Genomic DNA, 21,895 nt, shown 5'->3' with positions numbered 1-21,895 from the left:
CCGGGCACAAGCCGGATGCCGGCGCCGCCTTCACACCAGCTTGTTGCCGTGGCCGGTCCAGTAGCGGTCGCGCAGCAGCCGCTTGAGCAGCTTGCCGGTCGGCAGGCGCGGCAGCTCGGACTCGAAATCGACCGAGCGCGGGCATTTGATGGTGGACAGGTTGGCGCGGCAGAACGCGATCAGCTCGGCTGCCAGTTCCGGCCCGGCCTGCGCCATGTCGGCCGGCTGCACCACAGCCTTGACCTCTTCGCCAAAATCCTCGTTAGGTACCCCGATCACCGCCACGTCAAGCACCTTGGGGTGCGTCATCAGCAGGTTCTCGGCTTCCTGCGGGTAGATGTTGACACCGCCGGAGATGATCATATTGGCCTTGCGGTCGGTCAGGAACAGGTAGCCGTCGGCATCGGCATAGCCGACATCGCCGATGGTGCTCCAGTCCGGATGCCGGGGATGGCGCGATTCGGCCGTCTTGGCCGGGTCGTTGTGGTATTCGAAGGCGCGGCCTTCGGCAAAATAGATGGTGCCGGGCTCGCCGGGCGGTTGCAGTTCGCCGTCGGGGCCGCAGATGCGCAGCTTGCCGACCATGGCCCGGCCGACGGTGCCCTTGCGCTGCAGCCATTCCTGGGTGCTGACCACGGTCACGCCGTTGCCTTCGGTGCCGGCGTAATACTCCCAGATCACCGGCCCCCACCACGCGATCATCGCCTCCTTGACCTGCACCGGGCATGGCGCCGCGGCATGGATCGCCACGCGCAGCGACGACACGTCATAGGCCCGGCGCTGTGCCTCGGGCAGTTTGAGCATCCGCGAGAACATCGTCGGCACCAGCTGCGTATGCGTGATGCGGTGCTGCTGCACCAGTTGCAGGTATTTCTCCGCGTCGAAATGCTCCATCACCACCGCGGTGCCCCCCAGCGCTTGCACCGACATGTTGTAGCGCAGCGGCGCGGCATGGTATAGCGGCGCCGGCGACAGGTAACGGGTCTCGGCATCGAAGCCATAGAGCCGCTGGCACAGGCTGGTCAACGTGGTGGCATCCTCGATGCGCGGGCTGCCCGGCGGCGCGAATACGCCTTTGGGCCGGCCCGTGGTGCCCGACGAATAGAGCATGTCGCCGCCAGTCACCTCGTCCGCGACGCGCGTCGTCGGGCAGCTTGCCAGGGCCGGTTCATAGGCGTCGTAGCCGGGCACCGTGCCGTCCAGCATCAGCCGGCGCTTCAGCGCCGGCGTCTGCGCCACCAGCGCGGCCGCGATCTCCGCCTGGGCGTGCGTGGTCACCAGCACCTGCGCGGCGCTGTCGTTGACGATGTAGGCGGCATCGGCCGCGTTCAGCTTGGTGCTCAGGCAGATATAGACGATGCCGCTGCGTTGCGCGCCCCAGCATAGCTCGAACATGCGCGGATGGTTCTCCAGCATGAACGCCACACGGTCGCCAGGGCGCAGGCCCAGCGTGCGGAACAGGTGCGCCACCTGGTTCGAGCGCTCGTCCAGCTCGCGGTACGTGACGACTGCGCCGCTGCTGCCCATGATGACGGCCGGCTTCTCCGGCGTGCGCTGCGCGTGGATGGACGGATGCATGGCGTTGGGCTCCTCGACAGGGGTTCGCTGGATTGGGATGGTGATCCCGCATTCTGTGAACGACCCGCCGGTTCAACCATCGTCGGAAGCGACGAAGCGTGGCGCCGGCATTTTGATGCGGCGCCGCATGAAACGAGCAAGTGCGGGCGTTGAGCGGCGCCTGCGCACCTTCGTCCGATGCGACGATGCGCCGCCCGTCGGCGTGCCCGGATCATGCTGACGCAAACTATCGCAGCCACGCCATCCCCCATTCCCGAAGGAGCCGAGGTGGATTTCAAGTTCAGCGAAGAACAATCGATGCTGCGCGACACGCTCGCGCGTTACCTGGCCGACCACTACGCTTTTGAAGCGCGCCGCGCCGCGGTCCAGTCCGCAACGGGCTGGCGGCCCGATTGCTGGCGTGCGTTCGCGCGCGACCTCGGCATCCTGGGCGCGGGCTTTGCCGAGTCGGTCGGCGGGCTGGGCGGCGGCGCTGCCGAGCACATGATCGTGATGGAACAGTTCGGCCGCCACCTGGTGCTCGAACCTTATCTCGGCACCGTGGTGCTGGCTGGCGGCGCGCTGGCGCAAGGCAGCCCGGAACTGGCGGCGCAGTGGCTGCCCGCCATCATCGGTGGCGAGGTCACCGCGGCCTGGGCGCATGCCGAGCCCGCCAGCCGCTATTGCCGGCATGACGTGCAAGCCAGCGCCACGCGCGCTGGCGACGGCTACAAGCTGAGCGGACACAAGCACGCCGTGGTGGGCGCGCCTTCCGCGTCGCACCTGGTGGTCAGCGCCCGCACCGCTGGGGCGCGCCGCGACCGCGAGGGCATCAGCCTGTTCTGGATCGCACGCGACACGCCCGGCGTGACCCTGCGCGAATATCCCACCTTCGACGGCATGCGCGCGGCCGAGGTGCTGCTCGATAACGTACAGGTGCCGGCCAGCCAGCGCATCGGCGCAGAAGGCGAGGCCTTAGCGCTGATCGAGCGGCTGTGCGACCACGCCCTGGTCGCGCTGGCCGCGGAAGCCAACGGCGCGATGGCGCGCATGCTGGCCGACACCATCGACTACGCACGCCAGCGCAAGCAGTTCGGCGTGCCGATCGGCACGTTCCAGGTGCTGCAGCACCGCATGGCCGACATGTATATGCAGCTGGAGCAATCCGTGGCACTGACGCAGGTCGCGGCGATGCAGGCCGACGGCGCGCAGGCGGACTTTGCGCAGGCGGCGTGCGCGGCCAAGGTCCAGGCCGGCCAGGCCGGGGCCTTCGTCGGCCAGGGCGCCGTGCAGATCCACGGCGGCATGGGGGTCACGGAGGAGCTGGCGGTGGGCCACTATTTCAAGCGCGTCACGGCGATCGACCTGCAGTTCGGCTCGGCCGAGCACCACCTGCGCCGCTACGCCGACCTGCTCTATCCCGTCGCGGCCTGAACCGCCACCCCCTGACGACTACCCCAGCGAGGCCCGTCGATGCATCTCGATTTTTCCCCGCAAGACCAGCAATTCCGTGAAGACGTGCGCGCCTGGATCACCGAGGCGTATGACGACGAACTGCGCGCGATGATGGCGCAGTCCAAGAACGGCTATCTCGACAAGGCCGGCCAGGTGCGCTGGCAAAAGGCACTGCATGCGCGCGGCTGGGCCGCGCCCAACTGGCCGCAGGAATATGGCGGCCCGGGCTGGACGCCGACGCAGCGCTTTATCTTCCAGTCCGAGCTGGCCACGGCCGGCTGCCCGCCGGTATCGCCGATGGGGCTGAAGATGGTGGCGCCGGTGCTCATGAAATACGGCACGCCGGCGCAAAAGGCGCGCTTCCTGCCGCCGATCCTGGCATCGGACGTGTGGTGGTGCCAGGGTTATTCAGAGCCCAATTCCGGCTCTGACCTCGCGTCCTTGCAGCTGCGCGCCGATCCCGGCACCGACAGCGACGGCGAGCACTACATCCTCAACGGCTCCAAGATCTGGACGACGCATGCGCAGTGGGCCGACTGGATGTTCTGCCTGGTCCGCACCAGCCGCGAGTCGAAGCGGCAGGAAGGGATCTCGTTCCTGCTGCTCGACATGCGTACCCCCGGCATCACGGTGTCACCTCTGCCGACGCTGGACGGTCCCGTGGCCGGGCAACAGGAAGTGAACCAGGTCTTCTTCGAGAACGTGCGCGTACCGGCGGAGAATCGCATCGGCGACGAAGGCAAGGGCTGGACCTATGCCAAGTACCTGCTGGAGTTCGAACGCGGCGGCACCTACAGCCCGATGCTGCGCAAGCAACTGGCCAAGGTGGCGCAGATCGCCGCCGAGCAGACCGCCGACGATGGCGGGCGGCTGCTCGACGACCCCTCCTTCCGGCGCAAGCTGGCCACGCTGCACGTGCGCACCGCCGCGCTGGAGGCGGTCGAACTGCGCGTGTTTTCGGGCGTGGAATCGGGCACGTCGATCGGGGCCGCGTCGAGCATGCTGAAGCTCACCGGCACGGAGACGTTGCAGGCCGTCAGCGAGCTGGCGGTCGAGGCCGCCGGTCCCGCGGCATTGCCGTTCGTGCAGGACACCTGGGCCGGAATCCAGGGCCGCGAGGCCGCGCTGCGCGTGGGGCCGGACTATGCGGCCGTGCTGGCGCCGCGCTACTTCAACTACCGCAAGGCGTCGATCTACGGCGGATCAAACGAGATCCAGCGCAATATCATCGCCAAGCTGGTGCTGGGGCTTTGACGTGGCGTGCCGGCAGGTTGGTCCTGCCGGCTAGGCCTCAGACAAATTCCTTCAGGAACGCCAGCCTGGCGTCAGCCGATACCTGGGCGTGAACTGCCGCCTGCAGCGTCTGCGACGGCAGCCAGGGATACGGCAAGGCAGCCTGCAAGGCCGCCAGCATGGCCGCGCCGGCATCCGGCACCACGTCCATCCGCGCGATATGGATGTGCAGGCTGCCGATGCGGTACGTCCCATCTTGCTGCCGCGCAAAGCCCCAGCGGTAGACGCCCTTCCCCGCGCGCAAGGTATGCACCGCCTTCTCGCGCATCAGCACCAGCCACGGCACCGTCAGCGTGGCTCCCGCCTCCGCCAGCGACAGGTCGCCGACGTAGTAGGTCCGGCAGCGGTCGAAGGTCTGCGCGAAGTCAGTCACCAGCGTCGCCGCGATCGCCGCGGCGCCTTCGGTCTTTGCCGGGAAGCTGATGGTGTCGGTGTCGATCGAGAAGGTCAGCGTCGCATCTTGCGCGAACGCCTCGTGGATCAGCGCGGGACGGTTGTTGTCCTTGGCCTCGACATAGCTGGCCAGCAGCGCTTGCGCTTCGGGTAGGGAGATCGGGTTCATACAGGCAACGCGTTGGCGTAAAAAGTGAGGCCGGGCAGCACGGCAGGCCGCGCGGCGAGTTTGGTAGAATTTGGCACAAAGCTTGCATTACAAGCTAATTGAACAATCCGCGATGGCTACGACTCCTGCAAACAAGACCCTGACAATCACGCATCCGGCTTGCCTGATCGATGGCTCGGACCGCGAGTTCCGGCACCTCGTCAATGGCCTGCTGCCGTTTGCCGCGCGGCTGCTGTCGGTGCGGGACGGCTTTGGCAACCTGGTCGGGCTGACCGGCGTGCAATATTCGCTGATCCGCTCGATCGCCCACCTGTCGCAGCAGGGCGAGGTGACGGTGAACCAGCTGGCCGACCACCTGCACCTGAGCGGGCCGTTCATCACCATCGAGACCGGCAAGCTGAAGAAGCTCGGCCTGATCGACAAGAAGGCGCACCCCGACGACAAGCGCAAGATGCGCCTGACCATCACCACGGCGGGCAACAAGCTGCTCAATGAACTGCTGCCGGTGCAGCAGCAGATCAATGACGTGCTGTTCGACGGCGTCACGCGCACCGAATTCAAGGTGCTGTGCTCGGTGGTCGATCGCCTTGTCGCCAACGGCGACCGTGCCGCGCTCGACCTTGAGCACCTGCAGGCGCGCCGCCTGAAAGGCTAGGGACATGCCCCTGTCAATGCGCGGCCCATTGCACCGTGCCGACATCGATGCCCTCCTGATGCATCTCCCATAGCGGGCTGAGCTCGCGCAGCTTCGACACCGTGGCGCTGACCTGGAGGATGACTTCGTCGACTTCGGCCCCGGTGGTGTAGCGGCCCAGCGTGAAGCGGATCGAGCTGTGCGCCAGCTCGTCGCTGCGGCCCAGCGCACGCAGCACGAACGACGGTTCCAGCGAGGCCGAGGTACAGGCCGATCCCGAAGACACCGCCACGTCCTTGATGCCCATGATCAGCGACTCGCCCTCGACGTAGTTGAAGCTGATATTCAGGTTGTGCGGGATGCGGTGTTCCAGGCTGCCGTTGACGTAGACCTCGTCCAGCCGCGACAGGCCCGCCAGCAGCCGGTCGCGCAGCGCACCGACACGGCGTCCTTCCTCTTCCAGTTCCAGCCGCGCCAGCCGGAACGCCTCGCCCATGCCCACGATCTGGTGCGTCGGCAAGGTACCGGAACGCATGCCGCGCTCATGGCCGCCGCCGTGGATCTGCGCCTCCAGCCGGATGCGCGGCTTGCGGCGCACGTACAGCGCGCCGATGCCCTTGGGCCCGTAGACCTTGTGCGCGGTCACGGTCAGCAGGTCGATCTTCAGCGCCGCCAGGTCGATGGGGATCTTGCCGGCGGCCTGCACCGCGTCGCAGTGGAACACGATGCCAGCAGCGCGGCAGATCTCGCCGATCCGCGCGACCGGCTGGATCACGCCGATCTCGTTGTTGACCATCATCACCGACACCAGGATGGTGTCCGGCCGCAGCGCCGCGCTCAGCACATCGAGATCGACCAGGCCGTCCGTTCCCACATCGAGATACGTCACCTCGAAGCCTTGCCGCTCCAGTTCGCGGCAGGTATCGAGCACGGCCTTGTGCTCGGTCTTGACCGTGACGATGTGATTGCCCTTGCCGCGGTAGAAATGCGCCGCGCCCTTGATCGCGAGGTTGTTGCCTTCGGTGGCGCCGGAGGTCCAGACGATCTCGCGCGGGTCGGCATTGAGCAGCGCCGCGACGTGCGCGCGCGCGGTTTCCACCGCCGCTTCCGACTGCCAGCCATAGCTGTGGCTGCGCGATGCCGGGTTGCCGAACTGCTGGTGAAGGAACGGCACCATCTTGTCGACGACGCGGAGGTCCACCGGCGTCGTCGCGCTGTAGTCCATGTAGATGGGAAGGTTGTCTTGCTGGTTTTGCATGGGGCGCATTCCTGGCTGCGGAGGGAGTACGACCGGGGGAGAAAGTGAAACCGCGCGAACCGCGCGAACCCGCTGGTCAGGGAAAGTGCGGCCGAGTCTAGCACCGGGCCGCGCGCCCGGGGGCGGGCCGCCATGCTGCCGATAGGGTTGCTCCGTGGTGTCGCACGCGCCATCTGCAACGCCCCAACCCCCAATTCCACTTCCCGAAAACCTTTGTGCCACAAGGCTTTCCGGCATTCACGCGGCGGCGCAGCGTGCGCGCCAGGCTCCTCGCCTAGGGTTTCCACCAACTTGAATACCGCAGTTTGTTAGCATTCAATGAAACCTAAGTTACAAAGCTAATTAAGAAAACAAACCGCGGCAGCCACAGCGGTTGCCCAAACATGCGTAGGAGTCGTGATGGCTGAGTCATCTGTCGATCAGGGCGTCGTAACGGACGCCGACGCGCAGCGCCGCTTTCGCAACGCGCTGGCCATGTTCGCCACCGGCGTCGCCGTGATCACCGCGCCGCGCGCCGGCGAGGTCCCGGTCGGCATCACGGTGGCGTCGTTCAACTCGGTATCGCTGGATCCGCCGCTGGTGCTGTTCTCGGTCGATCGCCGCTGCCTGAGCCTGGCTGACCTGCGCAGCGCGCCGCGCTACGCGGTCAACGTGCTGGCCGAGGCGCAGCAGGATCTCTCGAACCGCTTTGCCCGCGCCAGCTCGGGCAAGTGGGATGGCATCGACTTCGGCAACGTCAGCGACAGCCATGTGCTCTTGCCAGACACGCTGGCGACGTTCGAGTGCGAGCCCTATGCGATGCATGACGGCGGCGACCACGTGATCTTTATCGGTCGGGTGGTCCGCCATCACGCCCGGCATGACGGCCGGCCGCTGATCTTCTTTGGCGGCAAGTACCGGGCGCTGGAATACAGCCCCACCGCGGCCTGAACCCAACAACACAAGCAGTCAGCTACAGGAGAACGACATGATCAAGACCGGCACCCAGCACATCGCCATGCTGCGCGATGGGCGCGAAGTGTACCTCGATGGCAAGCGCGTCACCGACGTCACGGCGCACCCCGCCTTCCGCAACTCGATCCGCAGCTATGCCAATCTCTACGACTTCCAGGCGCTTCCCGAGAACGTCGACATGATGACCTTCCAGCCGGAAGGCAGCGACCGGCGCGTCAGCCGCATCTGGGAGCTGCCCACCAGCTACAACGAACTGGTCGAGCGCCGCGAGATGCTGGAAGCCTGGACCGCGCTGCACTACGGCTTCATGGGCCGCTCGCCCGATCATGTCGCGTCGTGCATCTCCGGCATGTACATGGGCATCGACGTGCTCGAGCAGGCCGATCCGGCGCGCGCCGGCGCCTTGCGCGACTACTACCGCTACGCCCGCGACAACGACCTGTTCCTCACCTATGTGATCGTCAACCCGCAGGCCAACCAGGCCAAGGCGGCGCACGAGCAGGAAGACAAGTACCTGGCGGTGGGCATCGTCGACCAGGACGCGGAAGGCATTACCGTGCGCGGCGCCAAGATGCTCGCCACCAGCGGCATCATGGCCAACGAAGTGTTCTGCAGCTGCATCCAGCCGCTGCGCGAGGGCGACGAGATGTATGCGCTGTCCTTCGCGGTGCCGATGAACAGCAAGGGCCTGAAGGTGATGTCGCGCAAGTCGTACGAGGCCAGCGCCACCTCGGTCTTCGACAACCCGCTGGCGAGCCGCTTCGACGAGAACGATGCGGTGCTCTACTTCGACGACGTCAAGGTGCCCTGGGAACGGATCTTCGTCGCGGGCGACGTCGCTATGTGCGCGAAGCAGTTCCATGCCACGCCGGCGCACGTCTACCAGAACTACCAGTGCCAGGTGAGGCTGATGGTCAAGCTGCGCTTCCTGGTCGGCCTGGCGCACCGCATCACCGAGATCAACGGCACTGCCGGCTTCCCGCAGGTCAAGGAGCTTCTGGGCCAGCTCGCCGCCGAGGCAGGCATGGTCGAGGCCTGGGTCTATGGAATGGAAGCGAAGGGCCAGGTCAACCAGAACGGCTACTTCATTCCCGACCGCGGCATGCTGTACGGCTCGCAGGTGGTGACGCAGCAGCTCTACGCCAAGGTGCTGAACACGCTGCGCGAGCTGGCCGGCGGCGGCATGATCATGCTGCCCTCCAGCATCGAGGATTTCGCCAATCCCACGCTGGCCGACATCATCGCCAAGACGCAGAAATCGCCGGTGTGCAGCCCGGAGGAGCGCGTCAAGTTCTTCAAGCTCGCCTGGGACGCGGTCGGCTCCGAGTTTGCCTCGCGCCACAACCAGTACGAAATGTTCTACGCCGGCGCCACCTTCGTCACCAAGGGCCATGCCTACCGCACCTACGACTGGAAGCGCGCGTCGGGCCTGGTCGACAGCATGCTCGGCAGCTATTCCCTGCAGGACGAACTGGCCCGGCTGCCGCAGGCCGCCTGACCCGCTCCCCTCCCGTTCCCCACCCTTGCCTCGATAACGGAGATCAGCATGGCGATCAACAAACTTCACGACGAGTTCCATACCCTGGACCTGGCCACCGGCTGGGAAGTGCCCGAAGGCTACCCCGCCGGCATCCAGCAGAAGATCCTGTCCGGCGCGCTGGACGAAAGCGGCCGCCGCGGCAGCCGTACCCGCCTGCTGCGCTTCGACGCGGGCATCTTCACCAGGGCGCCGTTCGTCCACGAGTACTGGGAGGAGGTGTACCTGCTCAGCGGCGACCTGACCGTCGGCAACGATGCCAACGGCGACGGCGGCGAAGCCTTCGCGCCCAATACCTACGCCTGCCGCCCTCCCGGCGCGTTCCACGGCCCGTTCCGGTCCAACGGCGGCTGCATGCTGCTGGAAATCCACTACTACGACCCGGCCTGATCATGGAAGCGACCGTAGCCACCGCCAGGCGCCAGCTTGCCGACGGCAGCGCCAATGCGCTGTCCCTGCTGGCCTCCTGTGTCGAACGCATCTGCAATCCCGGCGGCGAAGGCGCGCGCGTCTTCCCGCACGGCGTCAGCATGGCCGCCCGCAAGCAGGCGCAGGCCAGCGACATGCTGCGCGAACAGGGCGTGGCCGGTGCCCTTGCGGGGGTGCCGGTGTCGGTGAAGGACCTGTTCGACGTGCAGGGCGATGTGACCCGCGCCGGCGCGAAGGTACTGCCGGAACGCGCCGCCAGCGCCGATGCCCCGGCCATTGCGCGGCTGCGCGCCGCGGGCGCGGTCTTCGTCGGCCGGACCAACATGACCGAGTTCGCCTATTCCGGCGTCGGCATCAACCCGCACTACGGTACGCCGCGCAACCCGTTCGACCGGCAGGCCGGGCGCATTCCGGGCGGCTCGTCGTCCGGCGCTGCGGTCTCGGTGACCGACGGCATGGCGCTGGCCGCGATTGGGTCGGACACTGGCGGCTCGTGCCGCATCCCGGCAGCGCTGTGCGGGATCGTCGGATTCAAGCCCAGCGCGAGCCGGGTGCCGCTGCAGGGCGCGGTGCCGCTGTCGCCCAGCTACGACTCGGTCGGCTGCCTGGCCAATACCGTGGCGTGCTGCGCCGCCGTCGACGCGGTAATGGCCGGCGCAGCGCCGCCCGCGGCGCCGGCCAGCCTGGCCGGACTGCGCCTGGCCGTGCCCGGCGGGATGGTGCTGGATGCCATCGACTATGCGGTAGCGCAGGCGTTCAGCGACGCCCTGCGCCGGCTTTCCGCCGCCGGCGCGCTACTGCACGACGTGGATTTCGACACCTGGGGCCAGCTCGGCGACCTCGGCCACGGCGGCGGGCTGGTGGCCGCCGAGGCCAGCGCCTGGCACGGCAAGCTGATGGCGGCGCACGCCGACCGCTACGACCCGCGCGTGCTGTCGCGCATCCGGCTGGCCGACGGGCAGCTCGCCGCCGACTACCTGCGCATGCGCGACCGCCGCGCCGCGCTGTGCCGGCAGGCGGATGCCGAACTGGCGGGCTTCGATGCCGTGGTGCTGCCAACCGTGCCGATCCTGGCGCCGCGCATCGCCGACCTCGATGACGACGACGCCTTTTTCGCCACCAACCGCCTGCTGCTGCGCAACCCCGCCATCGCCAACATGCTCGACCTTTGCGCGCTGTCGGTCCCTTGCCATCGCCCTGGCGAAGCGCCGGTGGGCCTGATGCTGTTCGGCCGGCACGGCGCCGACCGCAGGCTGCTGGCGATCGGCATGGCCGTGGAAGCGGCGCTGCGGCAGTGCCACAGGTAGCGCAGCCTGAGCAGTACTCACTATTCCTACAAAACCCAAGGAGACAACATGCCTGATATCCGCATCGGCGCGGCCGCGCTCGCCTGCGCCGCCCTCATCTCGGGAACCGCCGTGGCGGCCGATCCCGCCCCCGTCAGCGATGGCGTCGTCAAGATCGGCGTGCTCACCGACATGTCGTCCATCTTTTCCGATATCGGCGGCAAGGGCTCGGTGATCGCCGCGCAGATGGCTGTCGACGACTTCGGCGGCAAGGTGCTCGGCGCACCCGTGCAGGTGGTCAGCGCCGACCACCAGAACAAGACCGACGTCGCCGCCACGCTGGCGCGCGGCTGGTTTGACAACCAGAAGGTCGATGTCATCCAGGACGCGCTGCCGTCGTCGGTGGCGCTGGCCGTTTCCAACCTGGGCAAGCTCAAGCACAAGATCGTCATTGCCAGTGGTGCCGGCACCACGCGGCTGAGCAACGAGGACTGCTCGCCCTATACGATCCAGTACTCGTACGACACCTACGCCTTCGCCGCCAACACGGTCAAGGCGCTGACCCGCGGCGGCGACAACAGCTGGTACTTCCTGACCGTCGACTACGCCCTGGGCGCGTCGCTGGAGAAGGACGGCACCGAGGCGCTGTCGAGCGTCGGCGGCACGCTCAAGGGCAAGGCGAAGCACCCGATCAACTCCGCCGACCTGTCGTCGTACCTGCTGCAGGGGCAGGCGTCCGGCGCCCGCGTGATCGGGCTGGCCAACGCCGGCGCCGATACCGTCAACGCGATCAAGACCGCGGCGGACTTCGGCATCAACGGCAGCAAGCAGCGGCTGGCGGGCCTGCACATGTTCATCAGCGACATCCACAGCCTGGGGCTGCAGGCCGCGCAAGGCATGACGCTGACGACTTCGTTCTATTGGGACCGCGACGACGCCACGCGCGCGTGGTCGCAGCGCTTCTTCGCCAAGACCGGCAGGATGCCGACACTGGTCCATGCCGGCGTGTATTCGTCGACCATGCACTACCTGAAGGCGATCCAGGCCGCGCGCACCGACGAAAGCGACGCGGTACTGGCCAAAATGCGCGCCACGCCGGTCAATGACTTCTTCGCGACCAACGGCACCATTCGCGCCGATGGCCTGATGGTGCATGACATGTACCTGGTCGAGGTCAAGCGGCCACAGGAATCGAAGCGCCCGTGGGACTACTACAAGATCAAGAGCGTGATCCCCGCCAGCGAAGCGTTCCGGCCGCTCAGCGCCAGCGCCTGTCCGCTGGTCAAGAAGTAAGCCAACCCGTCCATGCGGCCGGCGCTGACGCTGGCCGCCCCTCCCCCGCACAGAGAGCCCCCGAACATGAAGACCCTTACCTTTGATATCGACAGCCGCCAGGGCAAGTCGCAACGCGCCGTCGCCATTCGCCAGCTGGTGGTGGCGGGATGGACCGGCCGCGACGTCGAGGCCATGGAAGCCCATATCCGCGAACTGGAAGAACTTGGCGTCAAGCGCCCGCCCTACACGCCCGTGTTCTATCGCGTCGCCGCAGAACGGCTGGGCGCCGCGCCGGAGATCCAGGTTAGCGGCGAAGCCAGCAGCGGCGAAGCGGAATTCCTGCTCGTGAACGACGGCGGCGAGATCCTGGTGGGCATCGCCTCGGACCACACCGACCGCGAGGCCGAGATCTATGGCATCACTGTGTCCAAGCAGATGTGCGAGAAGCCCTGTGCGCAGACCCTGTGGAAGCTGGCTGAAGTGGAAGGCCACTGGGACCGGCTGGTGCTGCGCTCTTACGCCACCATCGACGGCGAACGCGTGCTGTACCAGCAAGGCGCGGTGACGGCGATGCGCTCGCCGGCCGACCTGCTCGACCGCTTTGCCGGGCATGGCGGCAGCTTTGGCGAGGGCTCGGCGATGCTGTGCGGCACGCTGCCGGCCATCGGCGGCATCCGCCCGGCGCAGCGTTTCGAGATCGAGCTGGAAGACCCGGTGCTGGGCCGCACGCTGCGCCACGCGTACGCGATCGCGACGCTGCCGGTGGAGGGCTAAGCATGGCGCGCTATCTCTTTCGCCACGGCAACGTGGCAGCCAACGATAAGGAGGCACGGCCATGCCGCATGACGACCTGATCCTGGCGACCCGCGATCTCGGCAAGTCGTTCCGCGGCTTTACCGCGGTCAACGGCGTCAACCTGCAAATCCGGCGCGGCTCGATCCATGCATTGATCGGCCCTAATGGCGCAGGCAAGACCACTTGCTTCAACCTGCTCACCAAGTTCCTGGAGCCGACCACCGGCACCATCGTATTCAACGGCATCGACATCACCCGCGAGAAGCCCGCGCAGATCGCGCGCCGCGGCGTGATCCGTTCGTTCCAGATCTCGGCGGTGTTCCCGCACCTGACGGTGATGGAGAACGTGCGCATCGGGCTGCAGCGACAGCTTGGCACCGCGTACCAGTTCTGGCGCAGCGAGCGCTCGCTCGATGTGCTCAACGACCGCGCCATGGAGCTGCTCGAGCAGGTGGGGCTGACCGAGTTCGCGCACACGCTGACGGTGAACCTGCCGTACGGGCGCAAGCGCGCGCTGGAGATCGCCACCACGCTGGCGATGGAGCCGGAGCTGATGCTGCTCGACGAGCCCACGCAGGGCATGGGCCACGAGGACGTGGACCGCGTCACGCAGCTGATCAAGAAGGTCTCCGCCGGCCGCACCATTTTGATGGTCGAGCACAACATGAGCGTGGTCTCGTCGATCGCCGACAAGATCACCGTGCTGCAGCGGGGCGCGATCCTGGCCGAGGGGCCTTACGCCGAGGTGTCGAAGGACCCGCGCGTGATGGAGGCCTACATGGGCACGGCCGATGCCGAGCTGCAGGGCGCGCACTGAAGCGGGGGACGAGCAAATGAGTACGATCAGCACGAACAACACTCCCGCCCTCGAAATCAAGGGCCTGCAGGCCTGGTATGGCGAATCGCACATCCTGCACGGCGTCGACCTCACGGTGAACCGCGGCGAAGTGGTGACGCTGCTGGGCCGCAACGGGTGTGAAAGTAGGTCATCGCCAGGCTCTTATTGTGCAAAACCCCTCGACAGCGTGTGCTGCGAGGGGTTTTTGCTTTTTGCGGCTTCGAGTTTATCAGCGGTTTATCGGCTCGCTTAGACCTTTCATTCCATGTCAGACGACTGCGCCTGGTATCTCTACCTGCTCGAATGCACCGGTGACTCGATCTATACCGGGATCACCACCGACGTCGATCGGCGCTTTGCGGAGCATCTGTCGGGAAAGGGGGCCAAATATACGCGTTCGCGCAAGCCCATCCGGGTCATGGTGCGGCTTCGTTTTGAAACCAAATCGGAAGCATTGAAGGCGGAAATCGAGATCAAGCGGATGAGTGCGGCGCAGAAGCGCGCGTTCTGTGCGCAGCACGAAGACCCAAAATAAAAACGGCCAGGACCGCTAGGCGATCCTGGCCGTTTTGTCTGGGCGCGGAATCAGACGACCGTCAGCGTCACGTCGATATTGCCGCGGGTGGCATTCGAATACGGGCAAACCTGGTGAGCCTGCTCCACCAGTTTCTCCGCCGCTTCGCGTTCGAAGCCCGGCAGCGAAATCTTCAGCTCGACCTGGATGCCGAAACCTTGCGGAATCGGCCCGATGCCGACGGCGCCTTCGATCGAAGCCTCTGCCGGTACATTGATTTTTTGCTGGCCGGCCACGTACCGGATCGCGCCCAGGAAGCAGGCCGAGTAGCCAGCGGCAAACAGCTGTTCCGGGTTCAGGCCGTTGCCGGCGCCGCCCATTTCCTTGGGCACTGCCAGCTTGACGTCGAGTTGGCTATCGGAGGTTGTGGCCCGGCCATCGCGGCCGCCGGTTGCTTTGGCATGGGCGGTATAAACGACTTTTTCGAGTTTCATTTAAGGCTCCGTTTGGTTGCCCGCAGGGGCGTATCAAGGCTTGCCGTCGTGCGGCGGTGGGAAATCGGTACGCGCTGCTTCCAGCGTGGACCGCAGTGCATGCAGGCGCTGCGTCAGGGCCTGGATTTCTTCGACCGGGCACTGCGTGGCGCACAACATCTGTTCAGGAATACGTTCGGCTGCATCGCGCAGGGCCCGACCGGCCTCGGTCACGCGCACCAGTACCCGGCGCTCGTCGCCGGTATCGCGGTTGCGGGTAACCAGGCCGGTGGCTTCCAGCCGCTTCAACAACGGTGTCAGCGTGCCGGAATCCAGCGCAAGGCGACCACCCAGTTCCGATACCGTCAGCGTTTCAGTCTCCCACAATACAAGCATCACCAGGTATTGCGGATAAGTGAGTCCAAGCTCACCAAGCATGGGCTTGTACAGCTTGGTCATCGCAAGCGACGTCGAATACAGGGCAAAGCATAGTTGCCGATCGAGCAGCAGCCAATTCGAGGTGTCATCGTTGTCGCGTTCCATGCCGATATATTATACGCAATTGAATTGTGTGCAACATAAATTTGTCATCTGCGCTAAAAGTGATAATCAAGGCACTCGTAACCTTAAGCCTGTTTTAAGTCTCGGTCGTTAGCATGATCCCGTCGCGTCGCAAAGTGCCGACGCCAGATCTTCTACGTAAGGACCCTGACATGATTCGCCAGACCATTGCTCGCACGGCCGTCGGTATTGCGGCCCTCGCCGCCCTGGGCGGCGGGTATGCCTACCTGCAGAAGGAAGTCGTCACGCCCGGATACGCTGCTCCCATGCCGACGCCCGTCGCAGCCACGCAGCCAGCGGCCGCCGTGGCCACGCCGGCGGACTTCTCCGGCATCGTTGCGCAATATGGACCCGCCGTGGTCAATATCAGCGTGACCGCGCGCGCCCAACGCACCGCCGCGCAGATGCCGCCCGGGATCGATCCCGACGATCCGCTGTTCCAGTTCTTCAAGCGCTTCGGCCCTCAGTTCCAGGGCCCGCAAGGTGGCCAGCAGCAACTGGTGCGCGGCCTGGGCTCCGGCTTTATCGTCAGCCCTGACGGCCTGATCCTGACCAATGCGCACGTCGTCGACGGCGCGCAGGAGGTGACCGTCAAGCTCACCGACCGTCGCGAATTCAAGGCCAAGGTATTGGGCACGGATCCGCAGACCGATGTGGCGGTGATCCGCATCGATGCCAAGAACCTGCCGACGGTTCGCTTGGGCGATCCCTCGCAGGTGCGCGTCGGCGAGCCCGTGCTGGCCATCGGTTCGCCGTACGGCTTCGAGAACACCGTGACTGCCGGCATCGTCAGCGCCAAGTCGCGCTCGCTGCCTGACGATACCTACGTGCCGTTCATCCAGACCGACGTGGCCGTCAACCCGGGCAACTCGGGCGGCCCGCTGTTCAACCAGCGTGGCGAGGTGATCGGCATCAACGCGCAGATCTACAGCCAGACCGGTGGCTACCAGGGCTTGTCGTTCGCGATCCCGATAGACGTGGCCACCAAGGTCCAGCAGCAGCTGGTGGCGACCGGCAAGGTCACGCGCGGCCGCCTCGGCATCAGCGTGCAGGAAGTCAACCAGGCGCTGGCGCAATCGTTCGGCTTGTCCAAGCCGACCGGCGCGCTGGTCAACTCGGTCGAGCCGGACAGTCCCGCAGCGCGAGCCGGCCTGAAGCCGGGCGACGTGATCGTGCAGCTGGGCAACGACGTGATCGACCATTCGGGCGACCTGCCCGAGCATGTGGCCGACCTCAAGCCCGGCACGCAAAGCTCGCTGAAGATCATCCGCAAGGGCGAACCGATGACCTTGTCGGTGAAAATCGGCACGGCCAAGGACCAGGCGGTGGCGCAGAAGGGCGGCACCAACGAGGCCAGCGGCCGGCTCGGGCTGGCGGTGCGTCCGCTGTCGCCGGCAGAAAAGCGCGACAGCGGCATCGAAGGCGGCCTGGTGGTCGAAGGCGTGGCCGGGCCAGCGGCGCGGGTTGGCATCCAGCCGGGCGACGTGATCCTGTCGCTCAACGGCACGCCGATCACTTCGGCCGAGCAGCTGAAAGCGCTGGTGGCAAAGTCCGGCAAGCAGGTGGCGCTGCTGGTGCAGCGCGACGATGCCCGCATCTTTATTCCGCTCGATATCGGCTGACACCGGGCGCGCCGGCGCTACCCGCTAATCGTTAACAGACAAGGCTTTTGGGTTAACGCGGGCCGTATACCTCGACCGGTATACGGCCCGCTAAGCCTTATGGGAAGCGGCATTCCGCACAACCAATTACTTACAGAAGGCGCGCCAACAGGTATTATCTCGACTGCGATGCACGAAGCATGCGGCGGTAGCCCCCGCCGGCCCTGGTTCTGCTGAATCGACAAAAAGGAAGTCTATGCAGTTGGATTTCACCCGCGCCACAACGCCGGGTACCGATAGAGCGCGGCGACTGGCGTCAACGACGTCGGCGGCCGGCTCCGCGCCGAAGCCCCGGCGGCGCAAGAAAGTAGTCGCCCCGCATTGGGAGCGCGGCTATCGCTCGCATTTCTACCGCAATGAACGCGGCGACAAGCTTGGCGAGGTGCGCCTGTCCGAGCGCGGCGAAGTTCCCGTGGTCTACCACTGGGCCGCAGGCAATTACTCGGGCGCCGAAGGATCGCTGGCCCACGCACGCGCGCGCGTCGAAGAAACCATCGGTTTCGGCATGCGCCAGCTGTCGCTGTTCTGAGCAGGTATTTCGCCGCTGCCGCCTCTGCCGGCACTGCGACCCGTCCGCGCCATCATCCGCTGCGCGGCGACTCCGCACCTCCCCGATTCATTCGCCCTGCAGTCAATCCAGCGTTCCGCCACTGACGGCGGGAAAATGCGCGCGTTTCAGGCCAGACGCCGCTGCGCCAGCATGAAACGCCGCCGCGCCAAGCGCGAGCACCGCAATCAACCGGTAGATATCCTCGCAGGCAATCAGCCTGGCCTGTTGCTCGACCATCGCTGCGAGTTGCGCCAGTGCTCCCTGGTGTGCCTGTGCCATGTCGAAGCCGCGCGCGGACAGCGCCGCCTGCACCGACGCCCCCCATTGCTGCACGCCCTGGACAAAACGCGCCGCCACATCTGCGCCAGCGTATGGCCGGTGGCCGCAGCAAGCGTACCGGCCATGAACAGCAGCAGGGCGCCGGTCAGCTAATAGCGGTACCCAAACCGGCGCAACAGCCACCGCTGCTTGAGGATCATCAGCATGCTGCCGACGGCGTAGGCCGCCTGCACCGGGGCAAAGGTGCGCGGATCGGCGCCGATGCCGCCGACGATATGGCTCGACGCGAACACGAACATGATGTTCTCGAGGAACTCCACGCCGGTGGCCAGCGCCAGCAGCATCATCAGCAGCGTCTGGCGCTGGCGGTGGCTGAGCCAGCGCAGCCAGCGCATGTCGACGCGCAGCCGCGACAGCGGCCGCCAGGATGTGCCGGCCGTCATGGCTGCAGGGCTTGCAGGGTCCGGTGCAACTGCGTCAGCGCGCGGGTGGCACCGGCGAGGCCGCTCGCGCCCACCGGTGCCCAGGCCTCGCCGTAGGCGGCGTGGACCACCGGCGCGGCCCGCTCCAGCAGGCGCCGTCCGGCCGCGGTCAGGGTCAGTTCGAGGCTGCGGCGGTCCTGCGCCGACGCCTGGCGGCGCAGCAGGCCGCGCGCTTCGAGCCCGTCCCGCAGCCTCGTCATCTGCGTGCGGGTGACGTCCAGTGTCGTACCCAACTCGGACGCCATGCTGGGCTGGCCTTCGTCGGCCGACAGCATGCTCATCACCAGGTACTGGTTCATGTCCAGCTCAAAGGGGGCGAGCGCCTGGTCGATATGCGCGCGCAGCAGCAAGCGCGAGGCCAGGATCAGGTCGCGCGGCGCTTCGGGATGGTTGGCGCAATAGCGATCTATGCGGGCTTCGAAACTCATGGCGGGCAGCAATCCGTTGGCGACGGATTGATTACCGACGCAGCGCGCCCGCGATGTCCCGCGTACCCGCCCGCATGCGCTCCGCCGCCTGCCGCACGTGAGCCGGATCGGCATTGCCATAGCGTTGCCCGATGTAGGCCGCGGCAACCGCCGCGATGGCTGCGGCCGCCTGCGGCAGTCGGGTGCTGGCGCGTGCGGCGAAGTCCTGGGGACCTTCGGCCGGCGCGCGCGCGCAGCCGTGCCGGGCCAACAGTTCGCAGAAGCGGTCGTAGGCTGCGTCAAGCGGATCGGCCCGCTCCCGGCGCCGCCACAGCGGCACCAGTGCGAGCAGGCACAGCACCCCGAGCGCGCCGGCCAGCAGCTGCCCGGCACTGGCGCCCGTGCCGAGGGTGGCCAGCAGGCGCGCCTGTTGCGCGTGGTCGTACTGCAGCACCCAGCGCTGCCAGCGGTAGACCATGCCCTCGTAGGCCCAACGGACATCCTGCAGCCAGCCCGGCTGGTGCGCCGGGCGCCAGGCCGCGGCCTCGGCGCCAAGGACGGCGTCCAGGCCCCGCTCGATCCGGCTGGGCGCGACCGCGCTGGTGGGATCGACGCGCACCCAGCCGCGGCCGTCGAGCCAGACTTCGGCCCAGGCGTGGGCATCGGACTGGCGCACCACGTAGTGGCCGCCGATGGGGTTGTATTCGCCGCCCTGGTAGCCAGTGACGACCCGTGCCGGCACGCCGCCGGCGCGCATCAGGAAGACGAAGCTGCTGGCGTAGTGTTCGCAGAAGCCGCGCCGGGTGTCGAACACAAAGCTGTCGACCTGCTCCGCGCCGAGCTGTGGCGGGCTAAGCGTGTAGGCAAACGGCGCGGCGGCGAACAGGCGCAGTGCCGCCTGCACGCGTGCGGCGGGATCGGCGTGCTGCGCGGCCCAGGTTGACGCCAGCGCGCGGGCGCGCGGGTTGCCTGCGGGCAGGGCCAGCGCCAGCCGGCGCGTGGCGGCATCCAGCGCCTCCGGTGCCGGCGTGAGCGTCGATCGCGCCTGGTAGCGGATGCGCTGGTCCACCGGCCGGCGCGACAGGAATTCGCCATCTGGCGTGACGGCGGCGTCGGCGGATGGCGACAGGGCCTGTCCGCGGTCCAGCACCAGCAGCCAGTGCTGCGAACTGGGCTCGAGCGTGATGCTGTAGTCGACTCCACGTCCAGCCACTGCCATCGCAGGTGCGGGCGCCTGCGCGTGCAGGCGCTGCCGCGCCGGACGCCAGGTGGTGCCGTCGTACTCCCACAGCACCAGCGCGCGCCAGTACAGCGCCGCGGCAGGCAGCGGCGGGCCGGTGACTTCAGCGCGCAGCGCCAGCGCCGGCGAGCGGATCAGCTGGCCGACGCTGCCTGGCCGCATGGTATCGCTGAGGCCGGTGGTGCCGGTGGGCGCGGACTGCGGCAGCTGCCACAGCGGATGCTCCAGCCGCGGGAACAGCACGAACATGGCCACCGCCCACGGCAGGCCGAGCAGCGCCATGCGGCCCAGCATCGGCCAGATCGCCAGCCGGCTGCGCGCCTCCGGGTGGTGCAGCAGCAGCCAGTTGCGCAACACCCAGGCGCCGATGGCCAGGCTGTACAGCGCCAGCCAGAAAGGCTGGTCCGACAGGTACAGCGTCAGTAGCAGGTAGAAGGACAACTGCGTCACCAGCGTGGCATCGCCGAGCGCGCGGCACTCCAGCAGCTTGAGGATGACGAACGCACCCAGCAGCGCCACCGCCAGCTCGCGCCCCACGCCGCCGCCGGCCTGCCAGGCCAGCGCACTGGCCATCAGCAGCACCAGCAGCGCGGTGGTGCCGAGCATCCAGCGCGACGGCAGCGGCGCGCGCCGGCGCCACAGCAGCCAGCGCCAGCCCAGCAGCAGCAACAACAGCAGGCTGACCGACACCGGCAAGGTCCGCGCCTGCGGCGCCAGCACCAGCGCCAGCTGGCCGAGCAGCATGCCGTGGTCTTCATGCCGCAGCGGCCTTGCCACGGCGTTCATCGGCGGGCTCCGGGCCGCGTTGGATGCTGCGGCCACAACGCCAGCGCTTCAAGACAGGCGCGCCGATGGCTTGCGCCGCATGCGGGCGGCAATTCGAGGCCCGGCAGGCGCAGGCCGATTTCCGCATCGTCCGGCGCGGCCAGCAGCCAGGCGCACAGCCGCGACAGCCGCGCTTCGGCGTCCATGCCCGCAGGCATCGCCTGCCAGTCGAGCCAGCGCGCCGGGCGCTGCGGCGGATCGCCGCTGCGGCTCAGCCATCGGCCGGTGCGCGCGCTGTGCTTCCACGCGATCCGGTGCAGCGGGTCGCCGCTGCGGTAGCGCCGCAGCTGGTCGATGCCGTCGTCGCCCGGAACGGATGACGCGGCAGGTCCCGCGTCATCCGCGCCAGGGCGATACGCGGCGGGCGGGGGCGGTGCATTAACTTCCGGCGCCGGGTAGACCAGCGTCGACAGCGGCAGGTCCGCATGGCTCCAGACGCGGAACAGCCCGAATGGGAAGCGGCTGCTGATCACCACGCGCGGCAGCACCAGCCGCCCGCGCCGCGGGGCCGGCACGTGCAGTGCAAGCGTGCCGCTGGCGTGGCCATCGAGCGTCAGCGTGGCCGGCACCACTTCTGGCAGCGCCGGCACGCGCGCCTCGATGCCGATGCGGGCGCCAGCGTCGGCGTTGTCGGCGCGCAGCGCAAACACCGCGAGCTGGCCGGCATGCACCGGCGCCACCGTGCCCGCGCTCACCGCCAGTTCGAGCAGGTTGCGGTAGGCCAGCCACATGCATGACATGCCGATGCCGGCCAGCAGGAAGGTCAGCGCGAAGCCTAGGCTGATGTTGTAGTTGAGCGAAGTCAGCAGCATCGCGCCGAGCAGCACGGCAAAGCCGATGCCGCCCCGCGCGGGAAGGATATAGAGATGGCGCCGGTCCAGCCGCACGGTGCCGCCGGACGGCCGGCGCGCGGCAATGCGCTGGCGGAAGAGCCTGACGGACGCGAACAGGCCTGGCCAGGGCAGGCGATGGTGTGCGGCCGCGTTCCGGTTGTCGTGCGGCGCCGCCAGCGGATCGCTCGCCATGGGCG

Annotated in this window: 21 protein-coding genes and 2 pseudogenes; 14 read left to right on the top strand and 9 right to left on the bottom strand. The window is 67.3% G+C overall.

Annotated features, from left to right (window positions below; genetic code table 11):
- Positions 1-30: 30 nt before the first annotated feature.
- The gene (locus ACAD63_RS32035) at positions 31-1,578 is read right to left on the bottom strand and encodes an AMP-binding protein (RefSeq protein WP_135703674.1); all 1,548 of its coding nucleotides are present in this window, start codon (positions 1,576-1,578) and stop codon (positions 31-33) included.
- A 267-nt stretch (positions 1,579-1,845) separates the two neighbouring features.
- On the opposite strand from ACAD63_RS32035, the gene ACAD63_RS32030 reads away from it, so the two are divergent.
- Both ACAD63_RS32030 and ACAD63_RS32025 read left to right on the top strand, forming a co-directional pair.
- Positions 1,846-2,991, top strand: a complete 1,146-nt coding sequence (locus ACAD63_RS32030; protein WP_135704014.1) for an acyl-CoA dehydrogenase family protein — start codon at positions 1,846-1,848, stop codon at positions 2,989-2,991.
- Between the two features lie 39 nt (positions 2,992-3,030).
- Positions 3,031-4,266: an acyl-CoA dehydrogenase family protein gene (locus ACAD63_RS32025; protein ID WP_434034299.1), complete on the top strand. Its 1,236-nt coding sequence runs from the start codon at positions 3,031-3,033 to the stop codon at positions 4,264-4,266.
- Positions 4,267-4,303: 37 nt separating this feature from the next.
- On the opposite strand, the gene ACAD63_RS32020 is transcribed toward ACAD63_RS32025, so the two are convergent.
- On the bottom strand, positions 4,304-4,867 hold the full coding sequence (locus ACAD63_RS32020) for a nuclear transport factor 2 family protein (RefSeq protein ID WP_434034298.1): 564 nt from the start codon (positions 4,865-4,867) through the stop codon (positions 4,304-4,306).
- Between the two features lie 112 nt (positions 4,868-4,979).
- Here ACAD63_RS32020 and ACAD63_RS32015 point away from each other — a divergent pair, with 112 nt between their 5' ends.
- Complete coding sequence (locus ACAD63_RS32015; protein ID WP_133098409.1) at positions 4,980-5,522, top strand: MarR family winged helix-turn-helix transcriptional regulator; 543 nt, start codon at positions 4,980-4,982, stop codon at positions 5,520-5,522.
- A 13-nt stretch (positions 5,523-5,535) separates the two neighbouring features.
- Here ACAD63_RS32015 and ACAD63_RS32010 read toward each other — a convergent pair whose 3' ends face one another.
- Positions 5,536-6,759: an IscS subfamily cysteine desulfurase gene (locus ACAD63_RS32010; protein ID WP_434034297.1), complete on the bottom strand. Its 1,224-nt coding sequence runs from the start codon at positions 6,757-6,759 to the stop codon at positions 5,536-5,538.
- Between the two features lie 399 nt (positions 6,760-7,158).
- On the opposite strand from ACAD63_RS32010, the gene ACAD63_RS32005 reads away from it, so the two are divergent.
- The 9 genes and pseudogenes from ACAD63_RS32005 (at position 7,159) to ACAD63_RS31965 (ending at position 14,408) form a co-directional block, all read left to right on the top strand.
- A complete protein-coding gene (locus ACAD63_RS32005) occupies positions 7,159-7,689 on the top strand; it encodes a flavin reductase family protein (protein WP_434034296.1) in 531 nt (176 codons plus the stop codon).
- A gap of 37 nt (positions 7,690-7,726) precedes the next feature.
- Positions 7,727-9,211, top strand: coding sequence for a 4-hydroxyphenylacetate 3-hydroxylase family protein (locus tag ACAD63_RS32000; protein WP_434034295.1), 1,485 nt, complete (start codon positions 7,727-7,729; stop codon positions 9,209-9,211).
- 48 nt (positions 9,212-9,259) lie between these two features.
- Positions 9,260-9,640, top strand: coding sequence for a cupin (locus ACAD63_RS31995; RefSeq protein WP_434034294.1), 381 nt, complete (start codon positions 9,260-9,262; stop codon positions 9,638-9,640).
- 2 nt (positions 9,641-9,642) lie between these two features.
- A complete protein-coding gene (locus ACAD63_RS31990) occupies positions 9,643-10,986 on the top strand; it encodes an amidase (RefSeq protein ID WP_133098404.1) in 1,344 nt (447 codons plus the stop codon).
- Positions 10,987-11,034: 48 nt separating this feature from the next.
- A complete protein-coding gene (locus ACAD63_RS31985; RefSeq protein WP_434034293.1) occupies positions 11,035-12,258 on the top strand; it encodes an ABC transporter substrate-binding protein in 1,224 nt (407 codons plus the stop codon).
- Between the two features lie 66 nt (positions 12,259-12,324).
- Positions 12,325-13,014: a DUF2848 domain-containing protein gene (locus tag ACAD63_RS31980; RefSeq protein WP_133098402.1), complete on the top strand. Its 690-nt coding sequence runs from the start codon at positions 12,325-12,327 to the stop codon at positions 13,012-13,014.
- Positions 13,015-13,075: 61 nt separating this feature from the next.
- A complete protein-coding gene (locus tag ACAD63_RS31975) occupies positions 13,076-13,852 on the top strand; it encodes an ABC transporter ATP-binding protein (protein WP_434034292.1) in 777 nt (258 codons plus the stop codon).
- A gap of 16 nt (positions 13,853-13,868) precedes the next feature.
- Positions 13,869-14,009, top strand: a pseudogene (locus ACAD63_RS31970) (ABC transporter ATP-binding protein); the annotation flags it as partial.
- A 129-nt stretch (positions 14,010-14,138) separates the two neighbouring features.
- Positions 14,139-14,408 carry a GIY-YIG nuclease family protein gene (locus ACAD63_RS31965; protein ID WP_063241085.1) on the top strand — a complete coding sequence of 90 codons (270 nt, stop codon included), beginning with the start codon at positions 14,139-14,141 and terminating at the stop codon, positions 14,406-14,408.
- Between the two features lie 50 nt (positions 14,409-14,458).
- On the opposite strand, the gene ACAD63_RS31960 is transcribed toward ACAD63_RS31965, so the two are convergent.
- Positions 14,459-14,881 carry an organic hydroperoxide resistance protein gene (locus ACAD63_RS31960; protein ID WP_133097912.1) on the bottom strand — a complete coding sequence of 141 codons (423 nt, stop codon included), beginning with the start codon at positions 14,879-14,881 and terminating at the stop codon, positions 14,459-14,461.
- Between the two features lie 33 nt (positions 14,882-14,914).
- Positions 14,915-15,403 carry a MarR family winged helix-turn-helix transcriptional regulator gene (locus ACAD63_RS31955; RefSeq protein ID WP_135703444.1) on the bottom strand — a complete coding sequence of 163 codons (489 nt, stop codon included), beginning with the start codon at positions 15,401-15,403 and terminating at the stop codon, positions 14,915-14,917.
- A gap of 170 nt (positions 15,404-15,573) precedes the next feature.
- Between ACAD63_RS31955 and ACAD63_RS31950 the strand changes: the two genes are divergently transcribed.
- Complete coding sequence (locus tag ACAD63_RS31950) at positions 15,574-17,043, top strand: DegQ family serine endoprotease (RefSeq protein WP_434034291.1); 1,470 nt, start codon at positions 15,574-15,576, stop codon at positions 17,041-17,043.
- 235 nt (positions 17,044-17,278) lie between these two features.
- Positions 17,279-17,611 (top strand): hypothetical protein, encoded by a 333-nt coding sequence (locus ACAD63_RS31945; RefSeq protein ID WP_133097915.1) that lies wholly within the window; start codon positions 17,279-17,281, stop codon positions 17,609-17,611.
- A 351-nt stretch (positions 17,612-17,962) separates the two neighbouring features.
- Here the strand turns inward: ACAD63_RS31945 and ACAD63_RS31940 are convergent.
- The 4 genes and pseudogenes from ACAD63_RS31940 to ACAD63_RS31925 form a co-directional block, all read right to left on the bottom strand.
- Positions 17,963-18,354 (bottom strand): annotated as a pseudogene (locus tag ACAD63_RS31940) (MFS transporter); the annotation flags it as partial.
- Entirely contained in the window at positions 18,351-18,821 is a 471-nt protein-coding gene (locus ACAD63_RS31935) for a MarR family winged helix-turn-helix transcriptional regulator (RefSeq protein ID WP_434034290.1), read from the bottom strand. The pseudogene ACAD63_RS31940 and the gene ACAD63_RS31935, both read right to left, overlap by 4 nt.
- Before the next feature lie 31 nt (positions 18,822-18,852).
- The gene (locus tag ACAD63_RS31930) at positions 18,853-20,826 is read right to left on the bottom strand and encodes a transglutaminase TgpA family protein (protein WP_434034289.1); all 1,974 of its coding nucleotides are present in this window, start codon (positions 20,824-20,826) and stop codon (positions 18,853-18,855) included.
- Entirely contained in the window at positions 20,823-21,890 is a 1,068-nt protein-coding gene (locus tag ACAD63_RS31925; protein WP_434034288.1) for a DUF58 domain-containing protein, read from the bottom strand. The genes ACAD63_RS31930 and ACAD63_RS31925 overlap by 4 nt, the downstream gene beginning before the upstream one ends.
- Positions 21,891-21,895: the final 5 nt, after the last annotated feature.

Origin of the sequence: Cupriavidus sp. a3 (genome assembly GCF_051015765.1) — a bacterium.
GTDB lineage: Bacteria > Pseudomonadota > Gammaproteobacteria > Burkholderiales > Burkholderiaceae > Cupriavidus > Cupriavidus oxalaticus_A.
Note: the sequence above shows the minus strand (reverse complement) of the source record. Positions and strands in the feature narration are given on the sequence as shown.